Annotated in this window: 18 protein-coding genes; 5 read left to right on the forward strand and 13 right to left on the reverse strand. The window is 37.0% G+C overall.

What is annotated here, in order from left to right:
- The first annotated feature begins 249 nt into the window (after positions 1 to 249).
- From FZC40_RS05780 to FZC40_RS05800, 5 genes are all read left to right on the forward strand, one after another.
- On the forward strand, positions 250 to 1119 hold the full coding sequence (locus tag FZC40_RS05780; RefSeq protein WP_148602976.1) for an NAD(P)/FAD-dependent oxidoreductase: 870 nt from the start codon (positions 250 to 252) through the stop codon (positions 1117 to 1119).
- 44 nt (positions 1120 to 1163) lie between these two features.
- Entirely contained in the window at positions 1164 to 2171 is a 1008-nt protein-coding gene (locus tag FZC40_RS05785; RefSeq protein WP_148602977.1) for an aldo/keto reductase, read from the forward strand.
- 396 nt (positions 2172 to 2567) lie between these two features.
- The gene (locus tag FZC40_RS05790) at positions 2568 to 2738 is read left to right on the forward strand and encodes a type II toxin-antitoxin system HicA family toxin (protein WP_148566423.1); all 171 of its coding nucleotides are present in this window, start codon (positions 2568 to 2570) and stop codon (positions 2736 to 2738) included.
- A 47-nt stretch (positions 2739 to 2785) separates the two neighbouring features.
- Positions 2786 to 3205: a type II toxin-antitoxin system HicB family antitoxin gene (locus FZC40_RS05795; RefSeq protein ID WP_148602978.1), complete on the forward strand. Its 420-nt coding sequence runs from the start codon at positions 2786 to 2788 to the stop codon at positions 3203 to 3205.
- Positions 3206 to 3293: 88 nt separating this feature from the next.
- Positions 3294 to 3491, forward strand: coding sequence for a tyrosine-type recombinase/integrase (locus FZC40_RS05800; RefSeq protein ID WP_279233315.1), 198 nt, complete (start codon positions 3294 to 3296; stop codon positions 3489 to 3491).
- A 370-nt stretch (positions 3492 to 3861) separates the two neighbouring features.
- Here FZC40_RS05800 and FZC40_RS05805 read toward each other — a convergent pair whose 3' ends face one another.
- From FZC40_RS05805 to FZC40_RS05860, 13 genes are all read right to left on the reverse strand, one after another.
- Positions 3862 to 4500 (reverse strand): hypothetical protein, encoded by a 639-nt coding sequence (locus FZC40_RS05805; protein WP_148602980.1) that lies wholly within the window; start codon positions 4498 to 4500, stop codon positions 3862 to 3864.
- A gap of 101 nt (positions 4501 to 4601) precedes the next feature.
- Complete coding sequence (locus tag FZC40_RS05810; RefSeq protein WP_148602981.1) at positions 4602 to 5519, reverse strand: hypothetical protein; 918 nt, start codon at positions 5517 to 5519, stop codon at positions 4602 to 4604.
- Between the two features lie 679 nt (positions 5520 to 6198).
- Positions 6199 to 6747, reverse strand: a complete 549-nt coding sequence (locus FZC40_RS05815) for a hypothetical protein (protein ID WP_148602982.1) — start codon at positions 6745 to 6747, stop codon at positions 6199 to 6201.
- A 111-nt stretch (positions 6748 to 6858) separates the two neighbouring features.
- Positions 6859 to 7035 carry a hypothetical protein gene (locus FZC40_RS17055; protein ID WP_186843734.1) on the reverse strand — a complete coding sequence of 59 codons (177 nt, stop codon included), beginning with the start codon at positions 7033 to 7035 and terminating at the stop codon, positions 6859 to 6861.
- Positions 7036 to 7073: 38 nt separating this feature from the next.
- Positions 7074 to 7655, reverse strand: coding sequence for a hypothetical protein (locus FZC40_RS05820; RefSeq protein ID WP_148602983.1), 582 nt, complete (start codon positions 7653 to 7655; stop codon positions 7074 to 7076).
- A gap of 51 nt (positions 7656 to 7706) precedes the next feature.
- Complete coding sequence (locus FZC40_RS05825) at positions 7707 to 8111, reverse strand: IS630 transposase-related protein (protein ID WP_148602984.1); 405 nt, start codon at positions 8109 to 8111, stop codon at positions 7707 to 7709.
- 70 nt (positions 8112 to 8181) lie between these two features.
- Positions 8182 to 8538, reverse strand: a complete 357-nt coding sequence (locus FZC40_RS05830; protein ID WP_148602985.1) for a hypothetical protein — start codon at positions 8536 to 8538, stop codon at positions 8182 to 8184.
- A 289-nt stretch (positions 8539 to 8827) separates the two neighbouring features.
- The gene (locus FZC40_RS05835; RefSeq protein ID WP_148602986.1) at positions 8828 to 9472 is read right to left on the reverse strand and encodes a recombinase family protein; all 645 of its coding nucleotides are present in this window, start codon (positions 9470 to 9472) and stop codon (positions 8828 to 8830) included.
- A 550-nt stretch (positions 9473 to 10022) separates the two neighbouring features.
- On the reverse strand, positions 10023 to 10547 hold the full coding sequence (locus tag FZC40_RS05840) for a hypothetical protein (RefSeq protein WP_148602987.1): 525 nt from the start codon (positions 10545 to 10547) through the stop codon (positions 10023 to 10025).
- The gene (locus FZC40_RS05845) at positions 10547 to 10999 is read right to left on the reverse strand and encodes a hypothetical protein (protein WP_148602988.1); all 453 of its coding nucleotides are present in this window, start codon (positions 10997 to 10999) and stop codon (positions 10547 to 10549) included. Before FZC40_RS05845 ends, FZC40_RS05840 begins: the two co-directional genes overlap by 1 nt.
- A complete protein-coding gene (locus FZC40_RS05850; protein ID WP_148602989.1) occupies positions 10996 to 11250 on the reverse strand; it encodes a hypothetical protein in 255 nt (84 codons plus the stop codon). The genes FZC40_RS05845 and FZC40_RS05850 overlap by 4 nt, the downstream gene beginning before the upstream one ends.
- 112 nt (positions 11251 to 11362) lie before the next feature.
- Positions 11363 to 12955, reverse strand: coding sequence for a YfjI family protein (locus FZC40_RS05855; protein ID WP_148602990.1), 1593 nt, complete (start codon positions 12953 to 12955; stop codon positions 11363 to 11365).
- Positions 12948 to 13535 (reverse strand): CHC2 zinc finger domain-containing protein, encoded by a 588-nt coding sequence (locus tag FZC40_RS05860; protein ID WP_148602991.1) that lies wholly within the window; start codon positions 13533 to 13535, stop codon positions 12948 to 12950. Before FZC40_RS05860 ends, FZC40_RS05855 begins: the two co-directional genes overlap by 8 nt.
- Between the last annotated feature and the right edge of the window lie 3 nt (positions 13536 to 13538).

Genomic DNA, 13538 nt, shown 5'->3' on the forward strand with positions numbered 1-13538 from the left:
AACACGCTCCGGACCCCCAAAAATTCAAAATGCGTATTTCCCGGGGTGTGCGGGTGGTTTCCTTTTTAACTGATATTAAATGATTATAACATGTGCTGATATGAAAGCATAATCAAAAAGTCAAACCGAACACCGCCCAAAAGTCTTTCTAAAACAGCTGTTATTCAATAAAAAAGATTGACAGAGTAAGCGACAAATTGTAGTATGCAAAGATAAGATACAAACATGAATTGAAAGAGGGTAGTTTTAATGAGTACAAGATATGATTTAGCCATCGTCGGCAGCGGAGCGGCTGGTATATCAGCGGCAATAAATGCAAAACTGAGAAACAAGAATATCATTGTTTTTGGGAGTAAAGATCTAAGTGCTAAATTAATGAAGGCACCAATCATTGACAATTATCTGGGACTTCCTGAAATTACCGGAAAACAGTTAAAAGACAAATTTATCAACCATGCAACGGCAATGGGGATCGAAGTAATCCCGGAAAAAATTAATAACGTATATGCCATGGGCGATTATTTTGCTTTAATCGCAAATGAAAATAATTATGAGGCCGTCTCGGTGATTATTGCAACAGGTGTTGAATTCTCAAAAACCCTGCCGGGAGAGTTTGAGTATTTAGGTCAGGGCGTCAGTTACTGCGCTACTTGTGATGCTTCATTTTTCAAGGGGAAAGTTGTTACGGTCATTGGTTATAATCAGGAATCAATAGATGAGGCGAATTTTATCAGTGAGATTGTGGAAAAAACATATTTTATCCCAATGTTTAAGGGAGACTATGCGTTAAACCCTAATATCGAAATGGTTCAAGGAACACCGGTAAGTATTAAAGGAACCGATAAAGTTGAACTGCTTGAGTTGAAGGATCGGGAAATTACAACAGATGGGGTGTTCATTTTACGGGACAGTGTAAGTCCGGAACAGCTTGTGCCAGGACTTGAAATGGAGGGGAAGCATATTAAAGTGACCAGAAATATGGAAACAAACGTGGCCGGGCTTTATGCTGCCGGCGACATTTCAGGAAAACCGTATCAATATATGAAAGCCGCTGGCGAGGGTCAAGTTGCAACCCTTAATGCAGTCAGTTTTATTGATGATAAACGCAAAAATATATAGCGGCCAGTTTTGATTAAAATAGTAAAGGTAGAAGGAGAAAAATCGTGGATCAGGTTATTTTAGGAAAAACAAAAATAGTTGTCAACAAAAATGGATTTGGAGCACTGCCAATACAACGTATCGAAATAAAGGATGCCGTTTATTTACTGCAGAAGGCATTTTACAATGGCATGAATTACTTTGATACAGCCAGATGGTATTCCGATAGTGAAGAAAAACTGGGAGCCGCTTTTTCCTGGATCAGGGAAAAAATAATTATCAGCACGAAAACCGGTGCGCAGACAGCTGATGATTTCTGGAAAGATTTGGATACAAGTCTGCAGAACTTGAAGACGGATTACATTGACATCTATCAGTTTCACAATCCATCTTTCTGCCCAAAACCAGGTGATGAATCCGGTCTTTATGAAGCCATGCTTAAAGCAAAGAAACAGGGAAAAATACGTTTTATCGGCATCACCAACCACAGCCAGTCAGTTGCAAAAGAAGCCATCGAAAGCAAGCTCTATGATACCCTGCAGTTTCCATTTTGCTATCTTGCCAGCGATGAAGATTTGCAGCTTGTCAAGGCTGCTAAAACAAATGACATGGGCTTTATTGCAATGAAAGCCTTATCCGGCGGGTTGATAACAGACTCGAAAGCCGCCTATGCTTATCTGAGTCAGTTTTATCATGTTGCACCCATCTGGGGGATACAGAGAGAAACGGAACTGGATGCGTTTATATCCTATCAGGAAAGTCCACCAAGGCTTACTGAAGAGATGAAAGTGAAAATCGAAGGCGATCGAAAAGAATTATCAGGCAATTTTTGCCGTGGCTGCGGTTACTGCATGCCGTGTCCTGCCGAGATTGAAATCAATAATTGTGCAAGAATGAGTTTGATGCTGCGTCGTGCGCCTGCGGACAATTTATTATCGAAGGAATGGCAGGAAAAAATGAAAAACATCGAGAACTGTATCCATTGCAATCAGTGTAAAGAAAAATGTCCATATGGTTTGGATACCCCTGAACTGCTGCAAAAAAACTACGAGGACTATCAGACTTTTTTATAAGCTGTCAAAACAAAGCGAGCAAAGATAATCATGGCTCTGTAATTTTCGTTATGGGGCTTTTTTATGTGCGCCCGGCATAGGCGCAATCTAACGGGTGAAAGTTCCGAGCTACGGCTAGGTAGTGCCAAAGTGCATAGCTTAAGGCAAGGGTGTCCCCGGCGACGGGGAATCTGAAGGAAGCCGGCAGCAAACTTCCGGTCTGACGAACAGAAATCACATCAGGCACCATCAACTGGGTAAGATTGCTTAACAAACCGAAACCCTAAAACTACTCGGAATTTGATGGTGTAAATACTAGAAACCCATGAAATTAATGGAAAAAATTAAGCCATACAGATTTGATTTCATTGACAAATGTGTATTCGATGTGTATAATATAATTGTCAGGAGGATACTATGAAACGTAGAGACTTGATAAAAAAGCTGGAAAAAATTGGTTTTGAGTTTGATCGTTATGGAGGGAAGCATGATGTTTACCGAAGAGGTAAAGATTTAGAAGAAATCCCACGACATAATGAAATCAATGAACGTCTGGCAAAAGCAATCTTGAGGAAATGGGGCTTATAAACGCCCTGTTTCCACTTGCAAAATATACAAACCAGGAGGATAAACAAATGAAAGCCATTTTTCCCGTGATTTTCACACAAACAGATGATATTGTTCTGGTAGAGGTGCCAGATTTGGGAATTCTGACAGAGGGAACCGATATGGCCGATGCCATTGATATGGCCCGTGATGCCATTGGATTAAAGGGGATCACGATTCAAGACGATGGTGAAGATGTTCCAGTACCTTCAAAGTTCAATGAAATTGACCCCTTAAAAGGCACTTTTGCTCCTGATGGGAGTGGGATTGTGTCATTAGTTGATGTGGACTTTTCAGAATACCGCCGCCGAATTGACAATAAAACAGTTAGACGGAATGTAACCTTACCCAATTGGTTGAATCTTGAAGCAGATAAGGCAAATGTCAATGTTTCCAGAGTATTACAAGATGCTCTTATGGAAAAGCTGCACGTTTCCAACCGAATGTAATCCAATGAGCCGATATATTGAAATAAATGGCGTTGTCAAAGTGCTAGACAATGTGGATCATGACCAGTTTTGAAATGAATTCATACACATTCATTCACTCCTGCACACAAACGCATCCATATTAATTGCAAGCGGTGTGGATCTAAAAACGGTATCCTCACGGCTGGTTCATTCAAATTTGTCCACAACCGGCAATATTTATGCCCATGTGATTAATTCAGCCGATGCAAAGGCGCGTGATGCTCTTGACCATATTCTAGTCACAAAAGCCCGTAAAGCTCAGTAACTTTTGTTATTGGGCTTTAGTTTTTTTAAAAACTGTCCCCAAACTGTCCCCAAGGTAGGGGTATTTCGACCTCTTCCAGCATCAGCACATAAAAAAAAGAGAACCTCAACAGCTCTCTTATGCAATTCTTATTGGTGGAGATGAGGGGACTCGAACCCCTGGCCTTCTGACTGCCAGTAAATTAATCTGAGATTATGCATTTTAATGAAACAGATATATGGCTTTAATAAGCCATTGTTCGTAATTTAAGTCTTAATGTTTTAGTCTAAAAATCTTCAAAATATCACTAATTTTTACAAGCAGTCCCCAAATAGTCCCCAGAACGTGGGTTATTTCAGACTATTTTTGCTCTTACGGGAGAAAGACGTTTTTAATTAATTTGTATTAATATTTCTTTAAATTTATTTCGCAAATCAACTTCGTCTTTTGAATCAAATATAAGTGATCTAAACGAATCAGTCTTATCTTCCATTTTACATTTTTTGATTAAACCATTCAAATTTTTATCTATTTTACTTTCGGCAGGTTTCCAATCGTCACTAAAATCATAATATAGTGAAATTATTTGGAATAATAATGCATCTTGATACTTTTTCTCTTTCCGGAGAACTTTTGACTGAAAATCTCTAATTTTTGAAATTAATTCCGGGTGTTCAACCCCTATTTTATTTAAATATCCCCAAGCTTTATCTAATTGACCTGTTTTATAATAAAGTTCAGCAAGATTTATATAATAACCTTTTCCATTAAAACACAGACCTTCATTTAGAAGTACATCCTCATAAACTTCAATTAATTTTTGAACATCTCCGGTTTCTTTTGAAAATTGAGTTTCTTTTTTCAATCGCTCAAGTTGTTGGTCTCCTTTTTTATTGTATTCATTTATTGGTTCCATAATTTTATCAAACGCTAATGATGTCGCAATACTTCTTTTCTCAATTTCTTTTAACGCTTGTTTCGCTTGTTTTTCTTCAGCAACCATTTTATTTATTTTAGAAAAAAGCCCCATATTAGTCCCCCAATCCCTCAAATCATATATTTTATTGTTACCCTAATCAGCTATTTATAATGACAATATTCAAAAAAAACTAGTGTTTAAGTCAGCTATGATCACTGTCGTGTATATATGGTCGTCTGAACATTGTCACCTGTATGTTTGTATTTTGTAATTGTATTATTTTCAAAACTGTAGGTGTATACATCTGGTGGATTTACATCTATCTCTATTTTTTCATGGCCACCTGAAGTAAATTTATAATAATTCATTTTGTAAGCTTCAACTGTTCCGGATTTTCCATTACGGTTTATATCTGTTATATGGTATCGATACTCATACCACTTAGCCCCAAGCCATAATAATCCAGCATCAGTATTAGGTGCTCCAATCTTCAGAGAAATATTATTTGTTTCATCGTGCCAATCCCCTTTAATAGTGCTTAAAAAAGCATCTGCACTTATATATGAAGATTCTGTTGATCCCGGTGCCTCTGAACCTTTTGGAAGGATAACAATTCTTATTGCTTCCAGTCTTAGTGATAAACCGGCGGTCCCAGCGCTTTCTCCATTTTTTGCCCAATCCAGCCATCCATAGTTTTGAGCATGAACCTGGTAATAAATATCGAACTTATCAGCATCAGTTCCTGTGAGCTTGATCTGAATAGCTTCAAGCCGTTTAGACTCACCTTGCGTACCGCTCATCACTCCGTTACTTTTCCAGCCTCTGCCTGCATCAGCTTCCCAGCCAATATCTTGAATATGTGTTTGATATGATACGCCTAGATCATAGCCCTGTGAATCAAGATTGATCTTAATACCTTCAAGTCTTAATGATCGGCCAGATGTACCGCTTGTGTCTCCATTACTTTTAATCCCAATACCAGCATCGGCTTCCCATCCGATGTTTTCAATCTGGGTTTGGTATGAAACTCCAGGACTTTTCGTTGCAGCTGATACACTGGCTGGTACCAAACCAACGCACAACAGTAAAGCAAATGCTAAAACGAATCCTTTTTTTACACAATTCTTCATTTTTCCACCCTCTCAAAGTATTTAGTTTGCTTAAGAATATATTATCTTCGTTTCGATTTTAATTCAAGTTATTATAAATTTTTGCAAGTCTTATGAAACAAAAAATAAAAAAGCAACGAACCCTCGGTTGGCTCGTTGCTTTTTTCATATTAGGAATGAAAAGAAAAAGAAATTTTTGTTGTGTACTGGTTGTGTACATCTATGATGATACGCATTGAAACTTTATGAAACCTTTGAATCATGTTAATGGTGGGTTAATTAAGAAACTGCTAAGGTTTTTTGTATGATTTGGTTCTGTTTGACTCAGCTTATGATTGATTTAAAACAGGATGTCTAATATACTTGCTAAATTAGTCTATATTATGTCACTTCTATGAAGAGGAAACCATGGGTTTGTTTCCGACGCTTCAGGTGAAAAAATTTGAGAACCCCACATAGTGCCAATGATTTAATGGTTATACGCGCTGTAACCAAAATCGGAATATATAACATAGAATCAATTGGTATTATACCCTTTTGTTTACCCGGTAAAGACATTTTTTAAAAAAGTTGCAACGCTGAATATTATTTTATTATTCTTCATTTATCAAAAAATCAACGAATCTGTCGGGGATCCGCTGCCATTGAGCTTTGGTGATATCGCGCGGAATACAGTTTTCCACTCATTGGGTCCGCTCATTTAAAGATATTGCTCTAAATCTTCAAAATAAACTTCTAAATCTTCTAAACATTCTGGTTTAACTATAATTTCTTGTTCTTCACGGCAATTGGTATAAAATAAAACATCGTTTAAATGTACTTTAGTCTCAAATACTTCCGCATAGTCATTTTCATTAAATTTAAAACGATTGGCAAACCATTCTGCCATTTTTCTATCAGCAGTATAGCTTATTGCATATTCTTCACCTAAATTACGTTCGCCAACACCTCTGTAAACCGTCAAAAAGTTGTCCTTGTCAAGAAAGCCTTTTAACAATTTCTGATTAGCTTTGAACCTTTTTTTAAATTGTTCTGGAGTTTCTTCGTCTAATGTTTTTTTAAGATATATATAAAACTCCGTAAAATCAAAAGGGTAATGAGTGTAAATACTTTCTAATTGAATGTGTAACCGCTGCTCTTGTGGGATTTCATCATAAACATTTTTAAAATATTCCCACGCTCTCAAATCTGGTTTACCATTTAAAGAATTTCCATATTGACAAATAAAACTTTCAAACTTATCAATCATTGGTCTATGCCACCTCGTTTTCAACTCTTTTTATTTTTTGTTCTTCATCATATTTTCTTATATAACCCCTCACAAGCCCTTTTAAGACCTGTGAGGGGCATACTTGATTAATTACATGTATTTTCTAATCGTATTGATTAACGCTTCTGATTCTTTTTGTTTGGCTGCTTCTTCGGCTGCCGCCTGTTCCGCTACTGCTTTATCAGTTTCGGTTTTTTCTGCTTCTGCAATTTTGCTTTTTAAAAATTCCGCTGCCATTTCTTCAGTGGTCATGTTGTTATAACTCATTTCGGTTACCTCCTCTCTTGAGAATCTGATCTTCTCTCTTAATAAATTTTAGGGGCGCTATTCCCACACTGCCCTACTTTAAATCTTCTTACTTCCATTTCTCCTTGGTTCACGTCCATTTCGTCATAACAATAAAACAATTCCGTATGTTTTTCCAGTGCGCTTCTAACAGCATATTTATCAACATTAACGCTTGCTATATCTTCTTTAAAAGCACTTATTTTTTCAATTTGTTCACCAAAAATATCTATGCTTTTATAGAAGTCTTGTTTTGCTTTTTCAATATTGTCTTTAAATTCCTGGAGTTTCAAGCTGTCTATGAAATTATCGATATCACGGGTGATCTCTTCTGGATCCACATGTTTTACAGGTGGAATTGTAATTATTTCATCCGCTGATTTTACATCTAATTCCAATGCTGCCAACTCTTGCTTAAGCTTTAAAAGCGTTTTAAACAAAGTATCAGAAGGCTTCTTGTTATATTCAGCCTGTTTAATGTCAATCTCCTGTGCCTTGTCCGCTGCTTTTTGTTCTAATTTCTTGATTATTTCATTCTTATCTTTAATCGCCTGAGCCACATCATTTTCATATCCTTGCATTTTTTCTACAAAACTAATCATTTATTATCTCCTTTTCAATTTGCTAATTTTATATAATCCGGAATTCTCTTTTTATTGAAAATCCTCATCTTCGTCAAGCACTTCATTTAAAATGTCTACGTCGATAACATCTCTCTCACGTTCTGCGTCAGCATCGACCTTGTTTGACATTTTTCCAAGGCTACGATCCACAAGGTATTGAGCAGCCATTAAGGCGGTTCGCTTGTCTGTGTTGCTAATAGCAATCTTATGGATAACCTCGATGTGGCTTAGGGTATAGGCCGTTATATAGGCGTTGCCTTCTTCCACGATCTGTTTTTTTCTGGCTTCCATCTCATCTTTGAATTCTTTATCACTCAACCAATTGTAAATGGTCGACCGTGATACATTGACCGTCTTTGCAACTGTGGTAATTTCGTTACCAGCGATAAGACCGGTAATAGCATCTTCTTTAATTTTATTTAAAATAATAATCATCTCCTCTTTTTAATAATTTATACTTCTTTTATGCGGTGACAATAGTTACGGTCCAATTTTAGGCCAATGTTCAAATGTTTTTCTGTTTTCGCTCCATCAACCATGGCCAAAATGCGTCCAAATTGATCACCCAACTTCTGCCCTCTTTAATAGCGGGGCAAGTAGGGTCTTGCAATAGATTCAGCATTTTTTTACCACCGATTTTATAAATTTTCATTGCCTGAGATTTGTTTACGATATTTGGTATCATGACATTCACCTCCTCTGATACACCTTCACCCATACCGGCTTCTTTTGCAAGTTGCTTTCGGGTGGAACCTTTAGACGAATTCGTCTTAATGTTAAGATCCGTTCTGGCCCCTTGATTTTTCTTTGCCATTTCAGCCACCACATCTTCCAGTTTTAATATCAGTAAACCCCTCTGCATCAGACCTAGATTCCTTCTCCCAAACTGGTTTCTGATAATCCACTCAATAACATCGCCTCTTTCGGGCTTTAAAAAAATGTGGGAAAAATGTGTTGTCGAAGGTAGGAATGATCTCATCGTCCTGAAAAAGAAGGGCACCCCCTATGAAGTATTTTGAACATCATGTTGTGGATATGATCAATCAAAAACACTATATACTGTGTTTATAGTTTCAACCACCAACTTATCAAGAAATCAGTTAAAAGGTCTTAAATGGCATCCTGTGATCAATTAAGACCATATACACTTACTATTGTTCTTCCTTGCCGTCCATACTCATGTGATTACCTTCAATTTTTCTATTGTATTGTTTAATCAATTTATAGAACGTATTCTTCTTTAAGTTGAGCAACTCCATTGCCTTGACACTGGTAATGTCCTTACTCTTAACCTGTTCATATACTTCTTTAAAGTTATCAGGATATTCTATCTTAGGTCTGCCAATACCATGACCGTTGTTCTTACTCTTCAGTACGGCAATGCCTTCTGCCTGTCTTTGTCTGATACTTACCCGTTCATGTTCTGCCATTGTACTGAGTACTTCAAGTAATAGATTGTTAATCATATCTATTAACCACTCTTGACCTTCTTGTATATCCATCATTGTTGTTGGTATATCGAGTATCTTTACTCTTACACCTTCTGACTTATAGTATTCTAACTCAACCTTTATCTGCTGCTTATTGCGGCCTAATCTGTCAAGAGACTTAATATATATAACATCATCAGTCTGCACTATCCTTTTCAACAGCTGGTATTCTGCTCGATCCATATCTTTGCCGCTCTGTTTATCAGTAAAGATATAAGCAGAATCAACATATTTGCTTAGTTCTACTAATTGCCTGCCTAGATTTTGTTCTTTAGTACTCACCCTTGCATAACCATATGCTCTCATATCAATCAACCTCCGTATACTTTATAGTACAATTATATACTATTCGTTTGTAAAGGTCAATGTTTATTTACAAACGTTTATAAATATATAATTGTACCTTTGCAAACATTACGAATGGCTTAGAATGGTTAATTGCATTCTATCCTTTAAGGTATACCTTTATAAACAACTACTTTCCCCAAATGATGATAAGCGGTTATTTATGGGTTTCTGGTATTGAATTACCAGGTGGGGGAGTGCTCGATAGAATCAACCTTATTTGATGGCCCATATTGCCGTTTTAAAGGGTTTTTATTCCATTGGTGATGTAGTTGCACATTCCAACGGCTCTATGGGCTTATGATTGGCTATGGTCTTTTAAAGTTCATGGTAATTACGGGAAGAATCTTGACTTGACACCTAAACAGCTGAATCATTATGATACTTATGTTAGTTTCGCCTTACAATATGCTGTTTTAACGAGCTTTTATCTTTAATTGAGATTTAGGCGACGTGTCCACGTCTGTTGGGCTTGGCCTTCATCCATCCCTAATATAATTAGAATCCTCAATCATTGATTATTCAGCACTTCATCACTTTCCAATACATTATTATCATCCATAAATTCTGCCGCCGTATCAAAACCAAATTTAGCAGCCGTTTCTTCTGCTTCAACAACCTGGGCTTCCACCATGCCAACCAATTGATTATTTTGTTCGGCACTTAATGGCAATGATTTTATAAAAGCGCTTAAACCCTGCGCCATCTCATGGAACCGGCTTGATCTTGTGATGGTTAGGGCAATATTTTCTCCAACTTCCATTTCTATGTAAGGCAAATCTACTGCTTCATGTATTGCTTTTTCCAGTTTAGATTCTTGTTTCAATTCAGCGCCTAACGATTTTTCACTTCCCATATCATTACAAAGATCGGCAAAATCAAACATTGCACTTTCCAGAAAATCATGTGCGACCTCCGCATTATTTTTGACCATTTCATCTGTTGACGCTGCACCATTTCTAATTGCTTCAACACAATCTTCTGCTGCAACAATAGCATCTTCAATGTTTTTGGCTAGTTTATTAATATCATTCATTACACTAATTCTCCTCTTTCATATTTTTCATATACTTCTGGGTGATTTCTCTTTGATTCTGCTGCTAACTCATGCCATCTTTCGTCAGATATTTGTGGAAGATCAATCAATGGAACCATGCTTCCCGCTACTTCCGATTCAACCATTTTGTGATCGAATTTTGATTCTCTGACTTTTTCGTACTCATCATTTATAAATTTATTGGCAGCCTCAATGGCTTTTTTTATACTACAAATATAATCTCCAATAATATCTGCTCTGGTCGAATAGTCTGCATATTCGTGCTGAATTTGCCATAAGTTTTCTTTCAAGTCCTCTGGTCGGGTCGAAAAATAATTTTCAGTTAGATCCGAGAGAATGCACCCTGCACGTTCGACCTTTAGCGATAAATCAATCATAAAACCTTCCATTTTGCTCAGTTTTTCAAAAGATATTGTATCTGCTGGTTTCATTTGTTTTCCTCCATATATTCATTAAATGCCGCTGCCATTTTAACACCTTCTCGGTAAGCATTGGCTTCTGCCTCGGTTACTTGTTTGACCATCAGATATACCAGGTCATCATTCTGCTTTTGATCTAAAGGCAATGTTTTAATTAAATCACCTAAATCATGAGCGATCTCAACAAATTCTTTTGACCTTGTAATCTCAATTTCAAAATCTTCTATGTTTCCTGCTTCCGGGAAATTCACTATCTTTTTCAATTGCTATTCTCCTTAAAATTATTTTTGTAAACTGCTGTCGTATTTGTCGCAATTGTCGTAATTAAAAAAGAATTATTAATTTGCGACATTTACGACAATTACGACATGGTTTCTAAAATCTGAAATGCAACGGATTTAACTTGTACTCTAAATCTGGCTTCTTGCCTGGTCTAACAACTACTTTTTGAACAACTTCATACAAATAACCATATTCAACTAGAATTGATAGTGGCTGTTCAATATCCGCTGTAACATTTATTTTTGAATTTCGGCTGATAAGATATATATCATGCTTCTTATATTTTTCTTTTGGCTTCTGCTCCAATCTCTTTAGAACGAATTTTGCCAGTTGAATATTTTCATCTACCCCCATAAGCTGATAGGCTGCTCTTGAATGTTCAATATAATAATTGGCAATATTAATCGCATTGATCATGGTGTCAATATCTACCGGAACATTATTGATCAATTTTTCATAATCCATACAATGAAGTATGCCTGCAATTCTAAGGGTGGCCCCGATAAGTTTTCCTGCCCAATCTCTCATTTCTTCAAACTCACCGACTAATTCCGGCTCAATTAAATCAAAATAAGATTTCAGCATTGAATAAGCAGCAGGGGATAGGGTTATTGTCCTGGGCGCTTCACCTGTTATAATAGGGATATCATGTAGTTTGTACAAAAGCTCCTTATATAGTATTTTAGATTCTTCAGGTATTGGCTTTGTTTCAAAGCTTCGAGTGCCAATTTTTGAAATTGGCTTACTGTATAAGAACCGGGCGTTCAATCCACGACCTTTAAAGGTCCCATTATCAAACAGCCCTCTAATTACGTCATTTTGCACAGACAAAAGTATTGTCAATGCTGGGCTTCTAATGTATTCTTTTGGCCGCCCTTTCCTGTCAACATTTATATCGTCGCCGGGATGCGCTTTCAAAATCGTATCAATACATATGGCATTTGAATATCTGCCAGCCAACGTATCGAAAAAGCCGCCCTCACTCGACATTACAGATAAAGCTCCATTATTTTCTGCTAATAAAGTAGTCAATGCTTCCGGAGTAATATCATCAGCAATTAACCTTAATGGCCTTATCGCTTGATCTTCTAATTCTCTACATTGTTTTTTTAACTCAATCGCCTCGCCAACTTCTCCATTTTTTTCGCATTTTGAAATTTGGTTCAGCTTTGAGTTGATTTCAATCGTTTGGCGGTCGATGATTTCCCGTCTATCTTGGTTGACCTCTCGCTCATATTCCTTTGTATATTTTGTCATTTCACGCATAACGCTAGATTTGCGCTCTGCCGGATCTGCGATGATTAAGGTATAAAGATTCAGCGGCTCAAAATAATCCGGTTTCCCTCTAATTTGATACTTTTTCTGTACTGCGCTGGCGACAACCGCTAATGCAGCCACCGCCGCCATATCAATTGCTGTCGCTGTGCTTTCGGCAACCGCTTCCACATAGTTTCTGATAGTTTCTGGTAGAGATTCTAAGGGGAAGTGGGGAAGCACTCGTTCTTTCTCCAATGGTTTAGGCTGCTGCCATTCAAAGGCCTTTTTTTCTTGTGCTTCCTGATCATCCGTGGTAAAATTCGGGTGTAAAATGATTGTCAGATCATCATTACCCTGACCGTCCAATTCGACTGGATGGTCTTTTTTTTCCATTATTTCTTTTAGATTCCTAATATCGCTTTCATTCATCAACCGCTTTCTCACCTCCTTTTATTGCTAAATCTTTGTATAAATTAATCTTGTCCTGATCGCTGCCTTCGAATAAAACATCAAGAATGAAATTTATTGTTGGAAGTCTGTGAACAGCCTCCACATATTTTGGATGGTATGTTCCATCATCTAATACCGGTTTATATCTCTTCATGTTTTCAATATAATGTTTCGCTAATATCGCATATGACGAGTATGTTTTATCAATCCATTTCTGAAAGGACTTAACAATTGCCTGATCTTCCCTATGTGCTTGTATTTGCTCCATATTCGCCGTATAATCGGTTTTTAGATCAAGCCCCAACGAGAAGTCGTCTGAAATCTTTTTAACGGCTTCAATCGGCTCTAAATTAAACAACTTCATCACGATATCAATTGAAGAACCTTTGGCACCACATCCAAAACAGACGAAACGATTATTTTTAAAACTTAAACTTGGCGTATCCTCTGTATGGAAAATACAGAGTGCTTTTTTCTGACGATTAATTTCAATGCCGTATCTTTCCGCCACATCTAATATATTAAGATTGTCTTTTACACATTCAAATGGGTCTGAAATAGT

The sequence above is a fragment of the Acetobacterium tundrae genome (assembly GCF_008086615.1).
GTDB lineage: Bacteria > Bacillota > Clostridia > Eubacteriales > Eubacteriaceae > Acetobacterium > Acetobacterium tundrae.

Coding starts and splice junctions, on each gene's coding strand:
- FZC40_RS05845 (WP_148602988.1), bottom strand. CDS start 10,999: ATGAAACCAGCAGATACAATATCTTTTGAAAAACTGAGCAAAATGGAA.
- FZC40_RS05780 (WP_148602976.1), top strand. CDS start 250: ATGAGTACAAGATATGATTTAGCCATCGTCGGCAGCGGAGCGGCTGGT.
- FZC40_RS05790 (WP_148566423.1), top strand. CDS start 2,568: ATGAAACGTAGAGACTTGATAAAAAAGCTGGAAAAAATTGGTTTTGAG.
- FZC40_RS05835 (WP_148602986.1), bottom strand. CDS start 9,472: ATGAGAGCATATGGTTATGCAAGGGTGAGTACTAAAGAACAAAATCTA.
- FZC40_RS05825 (WP_148602984.1), bottom strand. CDS start 8,111: ATGATTATTATTTTAAATAAAATTAAAGAAGATGCTATTACCGGTCTT.
- FZC40_RS05815 (WP_148602982.1), bottom strand. CDS start 6,747: ATGATTGATAAGTTTGAAAGTTTTATTTGTCAATATGGAAATTCTTTA.
- FZC40_RS05810 (WP_148602981.1), bottom strand. CDS start 5,519: ATGAAGAATTGTGTAAAAAAAGGATTCGTTTTAGCATTTGCTTTACTG.
- FZC40_RS05820 (WP_148602983.1), bottom strand. CDS start 7,655: ATGATTAGTTTTGTAGAAAAAATGCAAGGATATGAAAATGATGTGGCT.
- FZC40_RS17055 (WP_186843734.1), bottom strand. CDS start 7,035: ATGAGTTATAACAACATGACCACTGAAGAAATGGCAGCGGAATTTTTA.
- FZC40_RS05830 (WP_148602985.1), bottom strand. CDS start 8,538: ATGCAGAGGGGTTTACTGATATTAAAACTGGAAGATGTGGTGGCTGAA.
- FZC40_RS05840 (WP_148602987.1), bottom strand. CDS start 10,547: ATGAATGATATTAATAAACTAGCCAAAAACATTGAAGATGCTATTGTT.
- FZC40_RS05805 (WP_148602980.1), bottom strand. CDS start 4,500: ATGGGGCTTTTTTCTAAAATAAATAAAATGGTTGCTGAAGAAAAACAA.
- FZC40_RS05855 (WP_148602990.1), bottom strand. CDS start 12,955: ATGAATGAAAGCGATATTAGGAATCTAAAAGAAATAATGGAAAAAAAA.
- FZC40_RS05795 (WP_148602978.1), top strand. CDS start 2,786: ATGAAAGCCATTTTTCCCGTGATTTTCACACAAACAGATGATATTGTT.